We start from the raw sequence: 14,833 nt of genomic DNA, 5'->3' as shown, positions 1-14,833 counted from the left end.
TTCGGCAATTTAATACGAGAACATCGCTTACTCAATGATCATTTTGTGCCGAATCCAAATTTTTATTTTCATCTATGGGTTAATTTTGACTCTGGAATTAAAGACGATCTAAATGGCTGAAGTAATAAGAATGCCCAAAATGAGTGATACCATGGAAGAAGGCGTGATCGCCTCGTGGTTGAAAAAGGAGGGCGATGAGGTGAGCTCTGGTGATGTGCTGGCGGAAGTGGAAACAGATAAAGCCACCATGGAACTGGAATCCTATCAGGATGGGGTGCTGCTTTACATCGGAGTGAAAGAAAAGGAGTCTGTTCCGGTAGATGGAATTTTGGCCGTGATCGGTGAGAAGGGGGAAGACTACAAGCACCTGCTGGAAGAAGCCAGCAACGGACAATCTAAAGAAAAGCCTGCTGAGGCACCTGCAGAAGATAATCCTTCAAAAAGTTCAGGAGAAAAAAAGATCGACACAAGCAGTATAAAGGCTTCAATCATTCGTATGCCAAAAATGAGCGACACGATGGAGGAGGGTGTGATTGCATCCTGGTTGAAGAAGAAAGGAGACAAGGTGGAGTCCGGTGATATATTGGCGGAAGTAGAGACCGACAAGGCCACCATGGAGCTGGAAGCCTATGAAGACGGCACATTACTTTATACAGCCGTGGAGGCAGGTAGCGGAGTTCCGGTAGACGGCATCATCGCAATCATTGGTGAGGAAGGCGCGGATTATGAAGCTCTTCTGAAGGCCGAGGAGCAAGGCGGAAACGATGAGCCAGCTAAGGAAGAGAAAAAAGAAGAAAAGCAAGTATCAGCTGCATCTGGTGCTCCGTCAGCAACAGCCGTATCGTCAGCACCACAGCAATCCGGCTCATCCAACGGTAGAGTTAAAGCATCTCCATTAGCTAAGAAAATTGCCGATGAAAAAGGAATCGACCTTTCACAAGTAAATGGAAGCGGCCCTGATGGAAGAGTGGTGAAAGCCGATGTAGAAAACTTTACCCCATCTCAAGCTAAGCAGGCAGCTCCATCTGCTGGAGATCAGCCAGCCATCAATATTCCTCAAGTGGTAGGCGAGGAGCGTTCGGAGAAAGTGGAGCTTTCGCAGATGCGCAAAGTGATCGCCAAGCGACTGAGCGATAGTAAATTCTCCGCACCACATTTCTACCTGACCATGGAAATCAACATGGACAAGGCGATTGAAGCGCGCAAGTCCATGAATGAGATATCGCCAGTGAAGATTTCTTTTAATGACATGGTGATCAAGGCTGCAGCAGCAGCGCTACGTCAGCACCCGAATGTGAATGTAAGCTGGATGGGTGATCACATGATGAGGCATTCACACATCCACATGGGAGTGGCAGTGGCTATCCCTGATGGGTTGATTGTGCCGGTTGTTCGTTTTGCCGATAGCAAATCACTTTCGCATATTTCTGCGGAGGTAAGAGAGCTGGCACAAAAGGCGAAGGATAAGAAATTGCAACCAGAAGAATTTTCTGGAAACACCTTCACCATTTCCAATCTGGGCATGTTTGGGATCGAAGAATTCACGGCGATCATCAACCCGCCGGATGCATGCATCATGGCTGTGGGTGGCATCAAGGAGACAGTAGTGGTGAAGGATGGTGAAATGTATGCCGGCAATGTGATGAAAGTGACACTTTCGTGCGATCATCGTGCAGTAGATGGAGCAGTTGGATCGGCATTCCTGAAAACATTCAAAGAGCTATTAGAGGATCCCGTTCGGATTTTGATATAATTTGATATAATAGGATAGTCTCATCAAATTGAAAGGCACCCTGAACTTGTTTCAGGATCCTTAAGTTTTTAACCGAATAGATGCTGAAATAAATTCAGCATGACCAATCATTTTTTGATTCTACATGGAAAAAATAAGATCAACCACTGTCCTTGCTATCAAACACAATGGCAAAGTAGCCATCGGGGCAGACGGCCAGGCCACATTGGGCAATACCGTGGCAAAGTCAAACGTGAAGAAAATCCGCAAGCTTGTAGATGGCAAGATTGTAACAGGTTTTGCCGGATCAACAGCCGATGCTTTCACGCTTCTGGATCGCTTTGATGAGAAGCTGAGCAACTATTCTGGCAACCTGAAAAGGGCAGCTGTGGAGCTGGCGAAAGATTGGAGAACGGATCGCTATTTGCGAAAGTTGGAAGCCATGATGATCGTAGCTGATAAAAGCGAAGTACTGATCGTATCCGGTACTGGTGACGTACTGGAGCCCGATGAGGATATCGCTTCCATTGGTTCAGGCAGTATGTATGCACGGTCTGCAGCCATGGCCCTAAAAAAGCATGCTCCGCATCTGACAGCCGAAGAAATGGTAAGGGAAGGGCTGACCATCGCTGCGGATATTTGTATCTATACCAACCACAACCTGGTGGTAGAGGTGGTGGAATAGAACTATTTCTGACTCACCAACTCAATATCCAGCTCCGCACCCGGCACATAAAATTTCATGATCGTTCGGGGTGCTGCTTGGCTGATCCAGATTTTGTTGTCCGGCATTCTGCCATCAGCTTTTAGCCACACCACATCACATTCTTCCATACCATTTATGGTCTCGATTGTCTCTGTGCCGGCATAATACATTTGCGTATTTGAAACGGCCATGCTGGTGGGTACCAGCGCCTGTAGTGATAGCGTATCTCCTGACTTTAAGTTGAGCGTGTGCGCAAGCATATAAATCTCCTCCCTAAAAGTGGTGAATTGATATGCGGAATCGATAGCATTGGGAGTCTCGATAGTATCGCGAATGATGGTATATGACCCGATAATTCTGCCGTTATCATTTCTTAAATCAACATCAAGGCTGGCAGTTGCAAGCTGAAAATCAATAGCAACCTTTTTTATGGTAAAATTTGATGTGTCAAATATCAGCTCGGCCGTTTCATACACACTTCCATTGTCAAACTGAGAAGTGTCCCTTGCTACCAAAAAGCCGTTTTCAAAGGAGAAACCAAAGACCATAGATCCAACTTTGGTATCTGTGGAGTCAAACATGTGATAGGTGTTTACAACCTCCTTCAGGTTTGAGAATTCTACAGGCTGACCCTGCCAGTATTTTGCGATTTTCTTTTCTTCGGTTGGCTGGCAGGAAAATACCACCAATGCAGCAAGAATGATTTGTAGTGTGATTTTCATAAGTAGATTAAGTTGAGTGATACACTCAAGAAACATGCAAGCGGGCAGTATCCACACAAAGATTACACCAACGGCAGATGATCCCCTCTTTTGATTTCGGATAAGGCAATGCGCAAGTATCAAAATCCTTTGAGCGGTTTTCTTGAAAAAACCGAGAATGATGGCGCAGGCTTTTTTAGATTCGCATTCGTAAGGATTCCCTGAAAGTGAGAGATAATTTCTACGGCCTGGGTGTCGTTACGATTTACGGATTGTGATGTGAAATTTTTGATTAACCAGCCATTTTAAAAAATGAAAAACCTAAAACTCACCTTTTCTCTTGCCTTCATCTTATTTGCCATGCAATCTCAGGCCCAGGAAACACTCCGGGAAAAGTATGACGCTATGCTTGAGAAGACGGAGACCTACGAACAGTACAAAGTGATCCCCCGCACAACGCTAAATAGCTTCTGGTCGGAGGCTTTGGACTCGCTGAAGCAGCAGGCAAGAACGATTCGAGACCTGAGGTCGCAGGTCACCGGTCAGCAGGGTGAAATCAATTCTTTGAGGGCAGAAATAGCAGAGGTGCAGTCTAAACTGGATGAAAGTCTGGAGCTAAACGATACCATCTACTTCCTCGGCATGCCTTTTTCTAAAGTGGGCTATCACATCATGGTGTGGCTGATCATAGCGGCACTGGCCGTGCTTGGTGTAATGTCCTACCTGATGTTTATCCGCAGCAACAGTGTAACCTCCAAAACCAGACGTGAGTACGAAACACTGAATGCGGAATACGAAGAACACAAGACCCATGCCCGTGAGACGCAGGTGAAGCTGAAACGAGAACTGCAGACAGCCATCAATCAGCTAAACGAGCGGAGGTAGAATTATTCCCCCCTTTGAAGGGGGGCGTGCCGGGTTGGAGAGAGATGGGAGGGGGATGTTTTGATGTTATGCCGGATCTGTCTAGCTGGCAGGAAGGCTTGATCCGGCATCTTCAGATAAGCACAAGCAAGAGAATGGAATAGACTCAAAATTTGTGTAATCTTGGTGCTAAAAGCACCGATATGAACTTGGCTGCATTTCTATCCTTTATTTTTATCACCACCTATACACCAGGCCCGAACAATATTACTTGTGCATCATTTGGGATGCATCTTGGCTATAAGCAAACTTTCAAGTTTTTAATGGGAATAGTGGCAGGTTTCTTTTCCGTGCTGTGGATCTGTGTTTTACTGTCCTCTGTGCTATTAGAAGTAGCACCATTCATCAACACCTATCTGAAATACATTGGGGCGGCTTACATTCTATGGCTGGCCTATCATACCCTGAAAGCCAGCTATACTTCATCTTCAGAAATAAAGGAGTTGGCAAAGTTTAGTAGAGGGTTTTTGCTGCAATTGGTGAACCCCAAAGGCATCTTTTATGGCATGACAGTTTTCACCACCTTTCTCTATGACCCCAATAAACATATACTCTCACATGCGCCATGGATATTTGTTTTGGCTGTAGTGTGCTTTAGCTCAGTTTCAGTCTGGACCTTGTTTGGCAATTTTATTCAGAAGTACATGCAGAATAGGACTTTGAAAAAAACTATCAACATGATTCTTTCATTAGCGCTTGTTTACACAGCGCTACAGATTTTGGATTTCTTTTAACTCAGAGGTTTTGTGCTGTCACAGACCAAAATGTTAGTACTTATTCGTTAGGACACGAACTAGGCGAGGGAATTGTATATTTGAATGTTATGAAGTTAAGGCTAATTGCTGTAACGTTTTTCTTAAATAGTTTCAGTTATTCACAAGAGGTTAATTGTGAGATACCAGAAGTTATCCAAGAAACAGTTGCGTTATTCAAAAAACAATTCCCTTTAATTCCAGCTGATGAGGATACTGGGTTTAATTTTCAGATACTGATTATTAACAAAAGTGATCTTGAAACCTTTGATGATGCAGAAGGTATCGAATTCAGAAATAATATATTATTTGATGACCTTTCTGTCTCCTTTGTAGTTTCTATGGCATGTATACACCATGCTGAAGTTGTAATACCTCAGTGTATTTTAGATTTAGATTCTTCGAAGGTTCTCCTGTCAGATTTTGATTTTTTACTCGAGCAACCCAAGATGAGTAAAAGAAAAATTAAGAAAATATCTAAATATTATAAAAGCTATTCTAATGCTTATATAACCTGGTTAGTCAATGTTGACGGAGGAAAAGTGAAAGTAGGGTATTTATTTGGAAACTATTTCCAGTATAGGAAGATGCAAGATTCTTCAAATGATTTCTAACATTAATATAATGCGCACGAGCCACAGACTGTCCACATTATCACCTTTTAAATATACCTCTTAAATCAAGCTAAACCAGCCCTTCACCTACCTCTCTCACCACCTTCATCAAGTAGTCCACCGTTCCTTCGTGCATGCGGTGGTTGATCAGGCAGGCCCGGATCACAAACTTGTGGTGGAGCGTGGTGCCCGTGATAAACACCCGTCCGTCTTTCTCCAGCGCCGGGATCAGCTTTCGGTTGAGGGCATCTATTTCCTCTTCTGAGGTGCACCCCTTTATGTACCTAAAGCAGGAAATGGCCAGGTCTGAGCGAGCAATCAGCTCAAAATCATCACTTTCATCTACCTGATTTGATAAGTACTTCGCCAGGTCAATGTCTTTCTGCATCATCCGTTGAAAGGCAGTCAGCCCGTAGGCCTTGAGGCTCATCCATACCTTTAGCGCTTTGGCGTTTCTTGAGAGTTGGAAGTAGTGCTCGTTGTAATTGACTCTGCCTTGCTCTTCCATACTAGCATCCAGGTATGATGCCACTTTGAAGTAAGATCGCTTGAGCACATCCCAGTTTTTTACCAGCAGGCATCCTCCTTCAAACGTTTGATACAGCCATTTGTGAAAGTCCACTGCCAGCGAGTCAGCTTTTTCGATACCTCGGTATTTCTCCTTCAGTGATGGCAAGGTGCCTGGCAGCCCACCATAAGCTCCATCTATATGGTACCACATGTTGTATTTTTTAGCTATCTCAGCCAGTGCCTCCAGGTCATCTATCGCCCCGGTATTTACTGTGCCCGCATTGCCGATCAGGCAGAAAGGAGTATACCCGGCATTCAGGTCCTGCTCAATGGCACCTGTGAGCGCATTCAGGTCGATGGTGAAATCCTGATTGACCTCTATCTTTCGCAGTTGATTGGTGCCAATCCCTAGCTCTTCTATGCTCTTGTCTACGCACCCATGTACCTCAGCTGAAGCATAGATGGTAAAGGGCTTCATCCCGAAAATGCCTTTCTTTCGGATACCTTGCTTCTCAAAGAAAATATTACGACCTACCTCCAGTCCTGCAAGATTGGCAGCTGATCCGCCACTGACGAGTACACCTGCAGCGTTTTTGTCAAACCCCGTAATTACTCCACCCCATTGCACTACCCTTCGCTCTATTTCATTGATGGCTGGGGCAAGGTGCCATTTTCCTACGTTCTGGTTGATGGTAGAAGCCAGGTGGTCGGCAATAACAGAAACTTGAGTGCCTCCGGCCATCACATAAGCGTACATATAGGGGCCCACATTATTTGTAGCTGTATCCATTACCTTGGTCTTCACTTCATTGAGCAGTGCTTCGGCATCCATTCCTTCTAAGGGGATTGGCTCATCAAACCAGCTTTCCACCTCTTTTTGTGGGAAATAATGGTAGGCTTTCTTCAGCTCCAGATCAGCAAGTTGGCTGATCACCATGTCGGAGGTTTTGTTCAGTAGCTGAGCAAATTGCTCCTGCGAAAAGTCGAGTGAGTTATTCATTGGTTTAATTCATTTAGGGTTCGGTCTTTGAAACTTTGCTTGCTGTATTGAACCTCCAATAGTTCCAGTAAGTCCATGAAGTTGCTTCCTTCCGGAAATAGCTTTTTAGTACCCTCAGCACCGGCAGACCATATCTTTTCAAAGCGTGGAAGATTCTCATGAGCTTTTTCTGAGAGGCGAAAATGTTTCTTTCTTGAATCCGATTTATCAACGGATGAATGGAGGTAGCCAGCTTTTTCCATCTTGCCAACAAGTGTGATGACGGATGGGTGAGAGAAATGCAGCTTGGAGGCCATCTCGGTTACTGAGAGTTGCTCATACTTTTTCAGCAGCTTGAATATCAGAAACCAATTGGGCTCAATGTCCTCTCCTAGCTCCTTATACATTTGTCTGCCACTGTGCACCATGGCCTCACTGAGGCGTTTCAATCGCACCGCAAGACCCAGGTAGCCGGTCTCATTTACAAAATCGTATAACATAATTATGTAGTTGTCTACATAAAAATAAAGAAATAAAATGTAGTTGTCTACATGTCCCGAGATTTTGTATGGATTTGATTAATTTGAGATTTATGGAAAATCACAAGTTCTTCAGGAAGATCATGGTGGCAAACCGTGGCGAGATTGCGATCCGCGTGTTGCGTGCTATTGCTGAGCTTCACATTCGGTCGGTGGCCATTTATACCTATGAAGATCGATACTCATTGCACCGGTATAAAGCGGATGAAGCCTATCAGATTGGTCCGGATGAAGAGCCGCTGAAACCATATTTAGATATTGAAGAAATCATAGCTGTGGCTAAAGAGAACGAAGTGGATGCCATTCATCCGGGTTACGGTTTCCTTTCTGAGAATGTAACGTTTGCAAGTCGGTGCAAGGAGGAGGGGATCACGTTCATCGGGCCTGAGCCGGAAGTGATGTCGCAGTTGGGAGACAAAGTGATGGCCAAAAAAGTGGCCAGAGCTGCGGATGTTCCGGTGATTGAAGACAATCAGAAAGTTTTAGAAAACGATGAAATAGCAAAGAGCGAAGCAAAGCGAATTGGCTATCCGGTGATCCTGAAAGCGTCTGCCGGAGGGGGAGGCCGGGGCATGCGTGTGGTTCGTGATGAAAAGACGCTGATCAAATCCTTTAATGAGGCCAAGTCCGAGGCGGGCAAAGCCTTTGGTGATGATACCATCTTCCTCGAAAAATATGTAGAGAATCCAAAGCATATAGAAGTTCAGATTCTGGCCGATAATCATGGAAACATTGTTCACCTCTACGAGCGGGATTGCTCCGTTCAGCGAAGATTTCAAAAGGTAGTGGAAGTGGCACCCAGTGTTGGATTGAAAGATGCCACACGAGAAAAACTGTATGAATATGCCCTCAAGATAGCCCGGCAGGTCAACTACAACAATGCCGGAACAGTGGAGTTTCTGGTTGATCCGGGTGAGAACATCTATTTCATTGAAGTGAATCCACGGGTACAGGTAGAGCACACCATTACAGAAGAGGTGACAGGCATTGATATCGTGCGTTCACAGATTTTGATTGCGGCAGGGTGCAAGCTTTCCCATCCCCAGATTTTCATCAACTCTCAGGATCAAATTAGTGTGCGTGGCTATGCCATCCAGTGCCGGATCACCACGGAAGATCCTGAAAATGGATTCAAACCGGATTATGGGACAGTAATTGCCTATAGAAGTCCGGGCGGTTTTGGTATCAGGCTGGATGCGGGAAATGTATACAATGGTGTGAAGATCTCCCCATTCTTCGATTCGTTGCTGGTGAAAGTAACCGCAAAAGGAAGAACGCTGAAAGGAAGTGCGCAGCGTTTGCACAGAGCATTAAGGGAGTTCAGGGTTCGCGGGGTTAAGACAAACATTGGCTTCCTTGAAAATGTGATATACACCAAAGACTTTTTCGAAGGCCGGGCCACTGTCAACTTCATCGACAGTCACCCTGAGCTTTTCAAAATCCAGCAGAGTTTTGACCGGGGCACTAAGACACTTAACTACATAGGGGAGATTTCCATCAATGGCAACCCGGATGTTAAGTCGTTTGATCCGAATAGAGAATTTCGTGTGCCTAAAGTACCACCTGTGAAGAAAGGTGAGCCAATGAGGGAAGGCTCTAGGGATTTATTGAAAAAACTGGGGAGAGAGAAGTTTGTCCAATCCATAAAGGACGATCCAAAAGTTCATTTTACGGATACCACCTGGAGGGATGCCCACCAGTCTCTTTTAGCAACTCGCTTCCGAACGAAGGACATGCTGAAAGTGGCCAGGAGCTATGCCCAGCAAAATCCTGAGGTGTTTTCACTGGAAATGTGGGGTGGTGCGACCTTCGATGTATCTATGCGATTCCTGAAAGAGAGCCCGTGGAAGCGCTTGCAGGAGATGCGGGAAGCAGTTCCAAACATCCTGTTTCAAATGTTGCTGAGAGGCTCAAACGGAGTAGGCTACACCGCCTATCCAGACAATTTGATAGAGAAGTTCATTGAGCGAGCAGCGGAGAATGGTATGGATATCTTCCGGATTTTCGATTCGCTCAACTGGATTGAAAATATGAAGGTGAGCATCAAAGCCGTACGCGAACGCACCGAAGCGTTGGCAGAGGCGTGTATTTGCTACACAGGAGAGATTCAGGATAATGACCAAAAGAAATACACGCTACAGTATTACCTGGACATGGCGAGGCAGCTGGAAGATGAGGGTGCTCATTTGCTGTCCATTAAGGACATGGCAGGATTGCTGAAACCATACAGTGCCGAGTTACTAATTTCTGAATTGAAAAAAGCAGTGGATCTGCCCATCCATCTGCACACGCACGATACCTCTTCCATGCAGGCGGCTATGTACCTAAAAGCAATTGAGTCGGGCGTTGACATTGTAGACGTGTCTCTGGCTTCCATGTCAGGGCTGACTTCCCAGCCAAATTTTAACTCGTTGGTTGCCAGCTTGAAATATCACGAGAGAGGAAGGGAGATGAACCTGGAATCGCTGAACAAACACTCTACCTATTTTGAAGACGTGCGTGAGTTCTACTACCCGTTTGAGTCCGGGCTGAAAGCAGGAACTGCTGAGGTGTATGACCATGAGATTCCGGGAGGACAGTATTCGAACCTGCGACCACAGGCGATAGCATTGGGATTAGAGCACAAGTTCGAGACCATCAAAAAGAATTATGCTATTGTCAATGACCTGTTTGGAGACATTGTGAAGGTGACGCCATCATCCAAAGTGGTGGGTGACATGGCCATGTTTATGACGGCCAATGACCTGAGTGCAGAGGATATTTTAGCTAAGGGTTCATCACTTTCTTTTCCAGAGTCAGTAGTTGGGTTTTTTAAAGGAGACCTGGGGCAGCCTTATGGTGGTTTTCCTACGGAGATTAGCAAGTTGATCCTGAAGAATCAAAAGCCATTGCAAGGCAGAGCCAACGACAATATGGAGTCAGTGGATTTTGATAGGGAGTTCGCTTCCTTTCAGAGAGAGTTTCCACTTACTGATTTTGATGATTTCTTGTCCTTTAAATTGTATCCGAAAGTCTTCAAAGAGTACTATCAGCACATCCAGGATTATGATGAGGTGAGCCACCTGCCAACTCCGGTATTTTTCTATGGAATGAAGCGAGGCGAGGAGGTGATCGTGGAGATTGCCAAAGGGAAAAGCATCATCATTGAGATGGGCTTCATCACCGAGCCGGACGATGAAGGCATGCGGACGGTTTCGTTTAAACTCAACGGGCAAACCCGTAGGATAAGTATTCGGGATAAGAAAGTAGCCGTTCAGAAAGTTTCCAATAGAAAAGCTGCGGCAGATAATGAAATCGGGTCGCCCCTTCATGGAAAAATTGCTGAGGTGAAAGTGAAAGAAGGAGACAAGGTGAAGAAAGATGATGTGCTGTTTGTGATTGAGGCAATGAAGATGGAAACGACCGTTTCTTCTTCAGTCTCCGGAACGGTGAAGAAAATTCACCTGAAGTCCGGTGAGTTGGTAGAGCAGGATGATTTGATTGTTGAGATAGCCTAATTCTGACCAAATCGACGACCATATCATCTGGCAGATGGGGCTATTTGCTCCTGCTGATTTTGGCGGGCGAAGCAGTTTTTGTGCTGCCATTCGTATTGCAAAGAATCTTCAGGTCGACAGTTCTCGAGGTGTTCCAGGTAGACAATACTCAGCTTGGGGTCTGCTTTTCTCTGTACGGAACGGTGGCTATGATCTCCTATTTTCTCGGAGGACCTGTTGCAGATAAGTATCCTCCCAGAAAACTGATAGCCCTTGCTTTGTGGATGACCGCTTTGGGTGGATGGTTTTTTGCCACATTTCCATCCTACTTCTGGCTCAAGGTACTCTACGGATATTGGGGTTTTACTACCATTTTTCTTTTCTGGGCACCAATGATAAAGGCTGCAAGAGTCTGGGGAGGCAATCACTCACAAGGCAAAGCCTTTGGAATCCTGGACGGAGGAAGGGGACTTACCGGAGCATTGTTTGGGGTCATGGGCGTTTTTGTCATTTCTATTTTGCTTGGTGATCAGCCGGATTCAGCGTCATTTTCTGAGCGTAGAGAGGCTTTTACACATGTCATTTATTACTCTTCTATTCTGATAGCAATCAGTGGTTTGCTAGTGTGGCTTTTTATGAAATCCCCCGATGAAAATGATGTGGAGGTGTCTCAAATTTCCTTCCATCAAATCACGGATGTCTTGAAAATACCCTCAGTTTGGTTACTGATGCTGATTGTGCTTTTCGCCTATACGGGGTATAAAATCACGGATGATTTTTCGCTTTATGCACGGGAAGTAATGGGATATGATGAGGTGGTGTCTGCCAGGATCGGTACACTACTTCTGGTGATTCGAGCGGTTGTAGGGGTGACGGTGGGTATGCTGGCTGATCGTACAAAAACTTCGCTATGGTTGATGATCAGCCTGTTTGTTTCTTTTGCGGGAGCCCTACTTTTCGCACTGGATTTAGCCTCTTCCTTCTGGATTCTGTTCTTTGTTTCTGTATTGATAGTAGCAGCCGGAGTATATGCTGCCAGAGCCCTGTACTTTGCTGTTTTCAGAATTGGCAATGTACCTATCAAGCTTATGGGTACTGCGGTTGGGATGGTCTCAGTGATTGGTTTTGCGCCGGATATTTTCGTGGGCGTTTTGATGGGCTACTTCCTAGATGCTAACCCAGGTAAGGTTGGGCATCAGCATGTTTTTTGGCTGCTGGCCCTTTTTTCATTTCTTGGGGCCATTTGTGCGTGGATTTTTTACCGGATGAGTGAAAAGCCAAATCAATAATTTGGAATATTCTTTCCAAGAATAATATCTCTCCTGATTTCAAGTATACCATTCTGGCTTTCAATCGGTGTTACTATTCCTGAGCCGGCTCTGTTTGGCCTGTTTTTGATTTCTTCTTTTGTGAGCAAAGGATCATCTGTAAAGAGGATATCATCTATGTAATAAGGTATCGTATTTTCATCTTTCACGGTTATATGGATGTGTTGTGGTATGGTGGTATTTGGATAGGAAGCAGGTCTGAATGTATAAAAATCATATCTACCATCTTTTTCCGTCTTTACCCATCCGCGATATTTCCCGTGCCTTCTACCCCAACCTGACTCATTATCTGTCACCTCATAGATGCCATTGGCATTGGTATGGTATGCATATAGAATGACATTTTCGGCAGGTGTTTTTCCATCTTCCCGGTAGATTATCCCCGACAAATGGATTTTGGATTCATTGGCTAGAAATCCAGAAATTGTATCTATCGAATTAAGGCTTCTATCTCCATACTCATACAAGGCTTCACATCCTTCGCAAGGGCCGCCCACATTTCGTGGTTCAGTATTTTTTGTTTGACAAGATCCTAAGATGGGGACTATCAATAAGGTCAGAAAGATATTTTTCATACAACTTAGTACGTAAATCAAATCCAATTGATATAGTCAACCCATGAACCCATCCGAAATCCTAAAGCAATACTGGGGCTACAATGCCTTTCGGCCCATGCAGGAGGATATCATCCGATCGGTTTTAGATGGAAATGATACGCTCGCACTGCTTCCAACTGGTGGAGGAAAATCCATTTGTTTTCAGGTGCCGGCAATGGCGATGGAGGGCATTTGTATTGTGGTTTCCCCGCTCATTTCTTTGATGAAGGACCAGGTGGATCAGCTACAAAAGAGAGGGATACGAGCAGCAGCTATTTATTCCGGGATGAGTCGGCGGGAGATAGACATCTCACTGGACAATTGCATTTATGGAAATTTCAAGTTTCTCTATGTCTCACCCGAGCGGCTGAAAACAGAGATTTTCATTGAGCGGGCTCGGCAGATGAATATTTGTTTGCTGGCAATTGATGAAGCGCATTGCATCTCTCAATGGGGCTATGATTTTCGTCCGCCGTACCTGGAAATTGCCGAATTCAAAAGGGAAATTGGGATAGACCGGCTGATAGCGCTGACCGCTACTGCCACCAAAGAGGTGAAGCAAGACATTGCTGAAAAACTTGAGATGAAGGAGGTTCAAATCTTTCAAAAAAGCTTTGCCCGATCGAACCTTTCCTATTCAGCATTCCGATTGGAAAACAAGGAAGGTAAGTTGATGGAAGTGCTTGGAAATGTACCTGGGACTTCCGTGGTATATGTCAGGAGCAGGAAGCGTACCAAAGAGATAGCCGATCTTCTAAGGCGCAATAAGATTTCGGCCGATTTTTATCATGCAGGGTTATCCGGGCAGGAGCGAACAGAAAAACAAAGCGCCTGGATCAATAGTAAAACACGTGTGATGGTAGCCACCAATGCGTTCGGTATGGGGATTGATAAGCCGGACGTCCGCACTGTTATTCATATGGATTTGCCCGACTCTCTTGAAGCATACTACCAGGAGGCCGGAAGGGCTGGAAGGGATGAGAAGAAAGCGTATGCGGTTGCTTTGTACCACAGTCAGGATGTGGATGAGCTGAAGGATCGCACGAACCGATCCATCGTTTCTCTTGAGCAGATTAAGCGGACTTATCAGGCATTGGCCAATTTTTTTAAGATGGCTATTGGCAGTCATGCGTTTTCCAGCTTCCCATTCAACTATGAGCAGTTTATCAATACCTACAACCTGCCAGTGGTGGAAACGTATGCAGCGTTGAAAAAACTCAGCGACGAGGGACTGATCCAGATGACGGAAGGTTTTTACGAGCAGTCAAAATTGACTTTTCTGTTGGATAAAAGTGAGACCTATAAGTTTCAGATCGCCAATCCGAAACTGGATCCGGTCATCAAGACTTTACTTCGGCTATACGGTGGAGAAGTCTTTGTCGGTTATGCCAAAATTAAAGAGAAGGATATCGGTTCATTATTAAAAACAGATAAGGTGCAGGTACGTAAATGGTTGAAATTCCTGCATGATAGCGAGGTGATCGATTACCAGCCAGCCCTGGATTCCGCTACGATCACCTTTCTGACCCCACGCCAGGATGCCGATAAGCTGCCCATCGATCCAAAGCAAATAGAATGGAGGAGGAAGCTCGCACTTGAAAAGGCCAATGCGGTGATTGATTATATGAAATCTACCGAGTGTCGAACCCAGATTTTTCAGCGATACTTTGATGAGGAAACCTCGCTCACCTGCGGAGTTTGTGACAATGACCTGGAAAAGAAGAAGCACTTGAAGGCCAGTGAAATACCTGTTGATAAGGTGGAGGAAGTGCTGGAATCGCCCCGTAACATCTCGGAATTGCGGGCCCTTATGGCAAGCTATACGCAAGACCAGATCATGGAAGCCCTTCGCATCCTGATTGAGGATAAGAAGGTGGTAGAGAGTGAGGGGAAGTTTAGTTTAAATTCATAAATGGAGGTCATGCTGAATTTATTTCAGCATCTTGAAAGACCCTGAAACAAGTTCAGGGTGACGA

Annotated in this window: 12 protein-coding genes; 8 read left to right on the top strand and 4 right to left on the bottom strand. The window is 45.2% G+C overall.

The genetic code is table 11. The features are described 5' to 3' along the window. Nucleotides 1-112 precede the first annotated feature (112 nt). Together RLN88_RS08970 and hslV are read left to right on the top strand one after the other, a co-directional pair. Nucleotides 113-1,753, top strand: a complete 1,641-nt coding sequence (locus tag RLN88_RS08970) for a pyruvate dehydrogenase complex dihydrolipoamide acetyltransferase (protein ID WP_350221057.1) — start codon at nucleotides 113-115, stop codon at nucleotides 1,751-1,753. A 124-nt stretch (nucleotides 1,754-1,877) separates the two neighbouring features. Next, complete coding sequence (gene hslV, locus RLN88_RS08965; RefSeq protein WP_350221056.1) at nucleotides 1,878-2,417, top strand: ATP-dependent protease subunit HslV; 540 nt, start codon at nucleotides 1,878-1,880, stop codon at nucleotides 2,415-2,417. A 2-nt stretch (nucleotides 2,418-2,419) separates the two neighbouring features. Here hslV and RLN88_RS08960 read toward each other — a convergent pair whose 3' ends face one another. Then, nucleotides 2,420-3,160: a hypothetical protein gene (locus tag RLN88_RS08960; RefSeq protein ID WP_350221055.1), complete on the bottom strand. Its 741-nt coding sequence runs from the start codon at nucleotides 3,158-3,160 to the stop codon at nucleotides 2,420-2,422. Between the two features lie 291 nt (nucleotides 3,161-3,451). On the opposite strand from RLN88_RS08960, the gene RLN88_RS08955 reads away from it, so the two are divergent. The 3 genes from RLN88_RS08955 to RLN88_RS08945 all read left to right on the top strand — a co-directional run bounded on the left by RLN88_RS08955 (nucleotide 3,452) and on the right by RLN88_RS08945 (nucleotide 5,429). Then, nucleotides 3,452-4,024 carry a hypothetical protein gene (locus RLN88_RS08955; RefSeq protein WP_350221054.1) on the top strand — a complete coding sequence of 191 codons (573 nt, stop codon included), beginning with the start codon at nucleotides 3,452-3,454 and terminating at the stop codon, nucleotides 4,022-4,024. Between the two features lie 182 nt (nucleotides 4,025-4,206). After that, nucleotides 4,207-4,797: a LysE family translocator gene (locus RLN88_RS08950; protein ID WP_350221053.1), complete on the top strand. Its 591-nt coding sequence runs from the start codon at nucleotides 4,207-4,209 to the stop codon at nucleotides 4,795-4,797. A gap of 89 nt (nucleotides 4,798-4,886) precedes the next feature. After that, nucleotides 4,887-5,429, top strand: a complete 543-nt coding sequence (locus RLN88_RS08945; protein WP_350221052.1) for a hypothetical protein — start codon at nucleotides 4,887-4,889, stop codon at nucleotides 5,427-5,429. A gap of 70 nt (nucleotides 5,430-5,499) precedes the next feature. Here RLN88_RS08945 and RLN88_RS08940 read toward each other — a convergent pair whose 3' ends face one another. Next, a complete protein-coding gene (locus RLN88_RS08940; protein ID WP_350221051.1) occupies nucleotides 5,500-6,939 on the bottom strand; it encodes a pyridoxal phosphate-dependent decarboxylase family protein in 1,440 nt (479 codons plus the stop codon). Then, nucleotides 6,936-7,418, bottom strand: coding sequence for a MarR family winged helix-turn-helix transcriptional regulator (locus RLN88_RS08935; RefSeq protein WP_350221050.1), 483 nt, complete (start codon nucleotides 7,416-7,418; stop codon nucleotides 6,936-6,938). The genes RLN88_RS08940 and RLN88_RS08935 overlap by 4 nt, the downstream gene beginning before the upstream one ends. Nucleotides 7,419-7,510: 92 nt before the next feature. On the opposite strand from RLN88_RS08935, the gene RLN88_RS08930 reads away from it, so the two are divergent. Beyond that, nucleotides 7,511-10,954 carry a pyruvate carboxylase gene (locus tag RLN88_RS08930; protein ID WP_350221049.1) on the top strand — a complete coding sequence of 1,148 codons (3,444 nt, stop codon included), beginning with the start codon at nucleotides 7,511-7,513 and terminating at the stop codon, nucleotides 10,952-10,954. A gap of 44 nt (nucleotides 10,955-10,998) precedes the next feature. Continuing rightward, nucleotides 10,999-12,222 (top strand): MFS transporter, encoded by a 1,224-nt coding sequence (locus RLN88_RS08925; protein ID WP_350221048.1) that lies wholly within the window; start codon nucleotides 10,999-11,001, stop codon nucleotides 12,220-12,222. Here RLN88_RS08925 and RLN88_RS08920 read toward each other — a convergent pair. Next, entirely contained in the window at nucleotides 12,216-12,836 is a 621-nt protein-coding gene (locus tag RLN88_RS08920) for an intradiol ring-cleavage dioxygenase (RefSeq protein ID WP_350221047.1), read from the bottom strand. The genes RLN88_RS08925 and RLN88_RS08920 overlap by 7 nt on opposite strands. A 43-nt stretch (nucleotides 12,837-12,879) precedes the next feature. On the opposite strand from RLN88_RS08920, the gene RLN88_RS08915 reads away from it, so the two are divergent. Next, nucleotides 12,880-14,769 carry a RecQ family ATP-dependent DNA helicase gene (locus RLN88_RS08915; RefSeq protein WP_350221046.1) on the top strand — a complete coding sequence of 630 codons (1,890 nt, stop codon included), beginning with the start codon at nucleotides 12,880-12,882 and terminating at the stop codon, nucleotides 14,767-14,769. The last annotated feature ends 64 nt before the right edge of the window (nucleotides 14,770-14,833 follow it).

Origin of the sequence: Ekhidna sp. (genome assembly GCF_040223195.1) — a bacterium.
In the GTDB taxonomy this organism is placed as follows: domain Bacteria; phylum Bacteroidota; class Bacteroidia; order Cytophagales; family Cyclobacteriaceae; genus Ekhidna.
The sequence above is the reverse complement of the archived record's forward strand: the minus strand, read 5'-3'. Positions and strand labels throughout refer to the sequence as shown.

Coding starts and splice junctions, on each gene's coding strand:
- RLN88_RS08970 (WP_350221057.1), top strand. CDS start 113: ATGGCTGAAGTAATAAGAATGCCCAAAATGAGTGATACCATGGAAGAA.
- hslV (WP_350221056.1), top strand. CDS start 1,878: ATGGAAAAAATAAGATCAACCACTGTCCTTGCTATCAAACACAATGGC.
- RLN88_RS08960 (WP_350221055.1), bottom strand. CDS start 3,160: ATGAAAATCACACTACAAATCATTCTTGCTGCATTGGTGGTATTTTCC.
- RLN88_RS08955 (WP_350221054.1), top strand. CDS start 3,452: ATGAAAAACCTAAAACTCACCTTTTCTCTTGCCTTCATCTTATTTGCC.
- RLN88_RS08950 (WP_350221053.1), top strand. CDS start 4,207: ATGAACTTGGCTGCATTTCTATCCTTTATTTTTATCACCACCTATACA.
- RLN88_RS08945 (WP_350221052.1), top strand. CDS start 4,887: ATGAAGTTAAGGCTAATTGCTGTAACGTTTTTCTTAAATAGTTTCAGT.
- RLN88_RS08940 (WP_350221051.1), bottom strand. CDS start 6,939: ATGAATAACTCACTCGACTTTTCGCAGGAGCAATTTGCTCAGCTACTG.
- RLN88_RS08935 (WP_350221050.1), bottom strand. CDS start 7,418: ATGTTATACGATTTTGTAAATGAGACCGGCTACCTGGGTCTTGCGGTG.
- RLN88_RS08930 (WP_350221049.1), top strand. CDS start 7,511: ATGGAAAATCACAAGTTCTTCAGGAAGATCATGGTGGCAAACCGTGGC.
- RLN88_RS08920 (WP_350221047.1), bottom strand. CDS start 12,836: ATGAAAAATATCTTTCTGACCTTATTGATAGTCCCCATCTTAGGATCT.
- RLN88_RS08915 (WP_350221046.1), top strand. CDS start 12,880: ATGAACCCATCCGAAATCCTAAAGCAATACTGGGGCTACAATGCCTTT.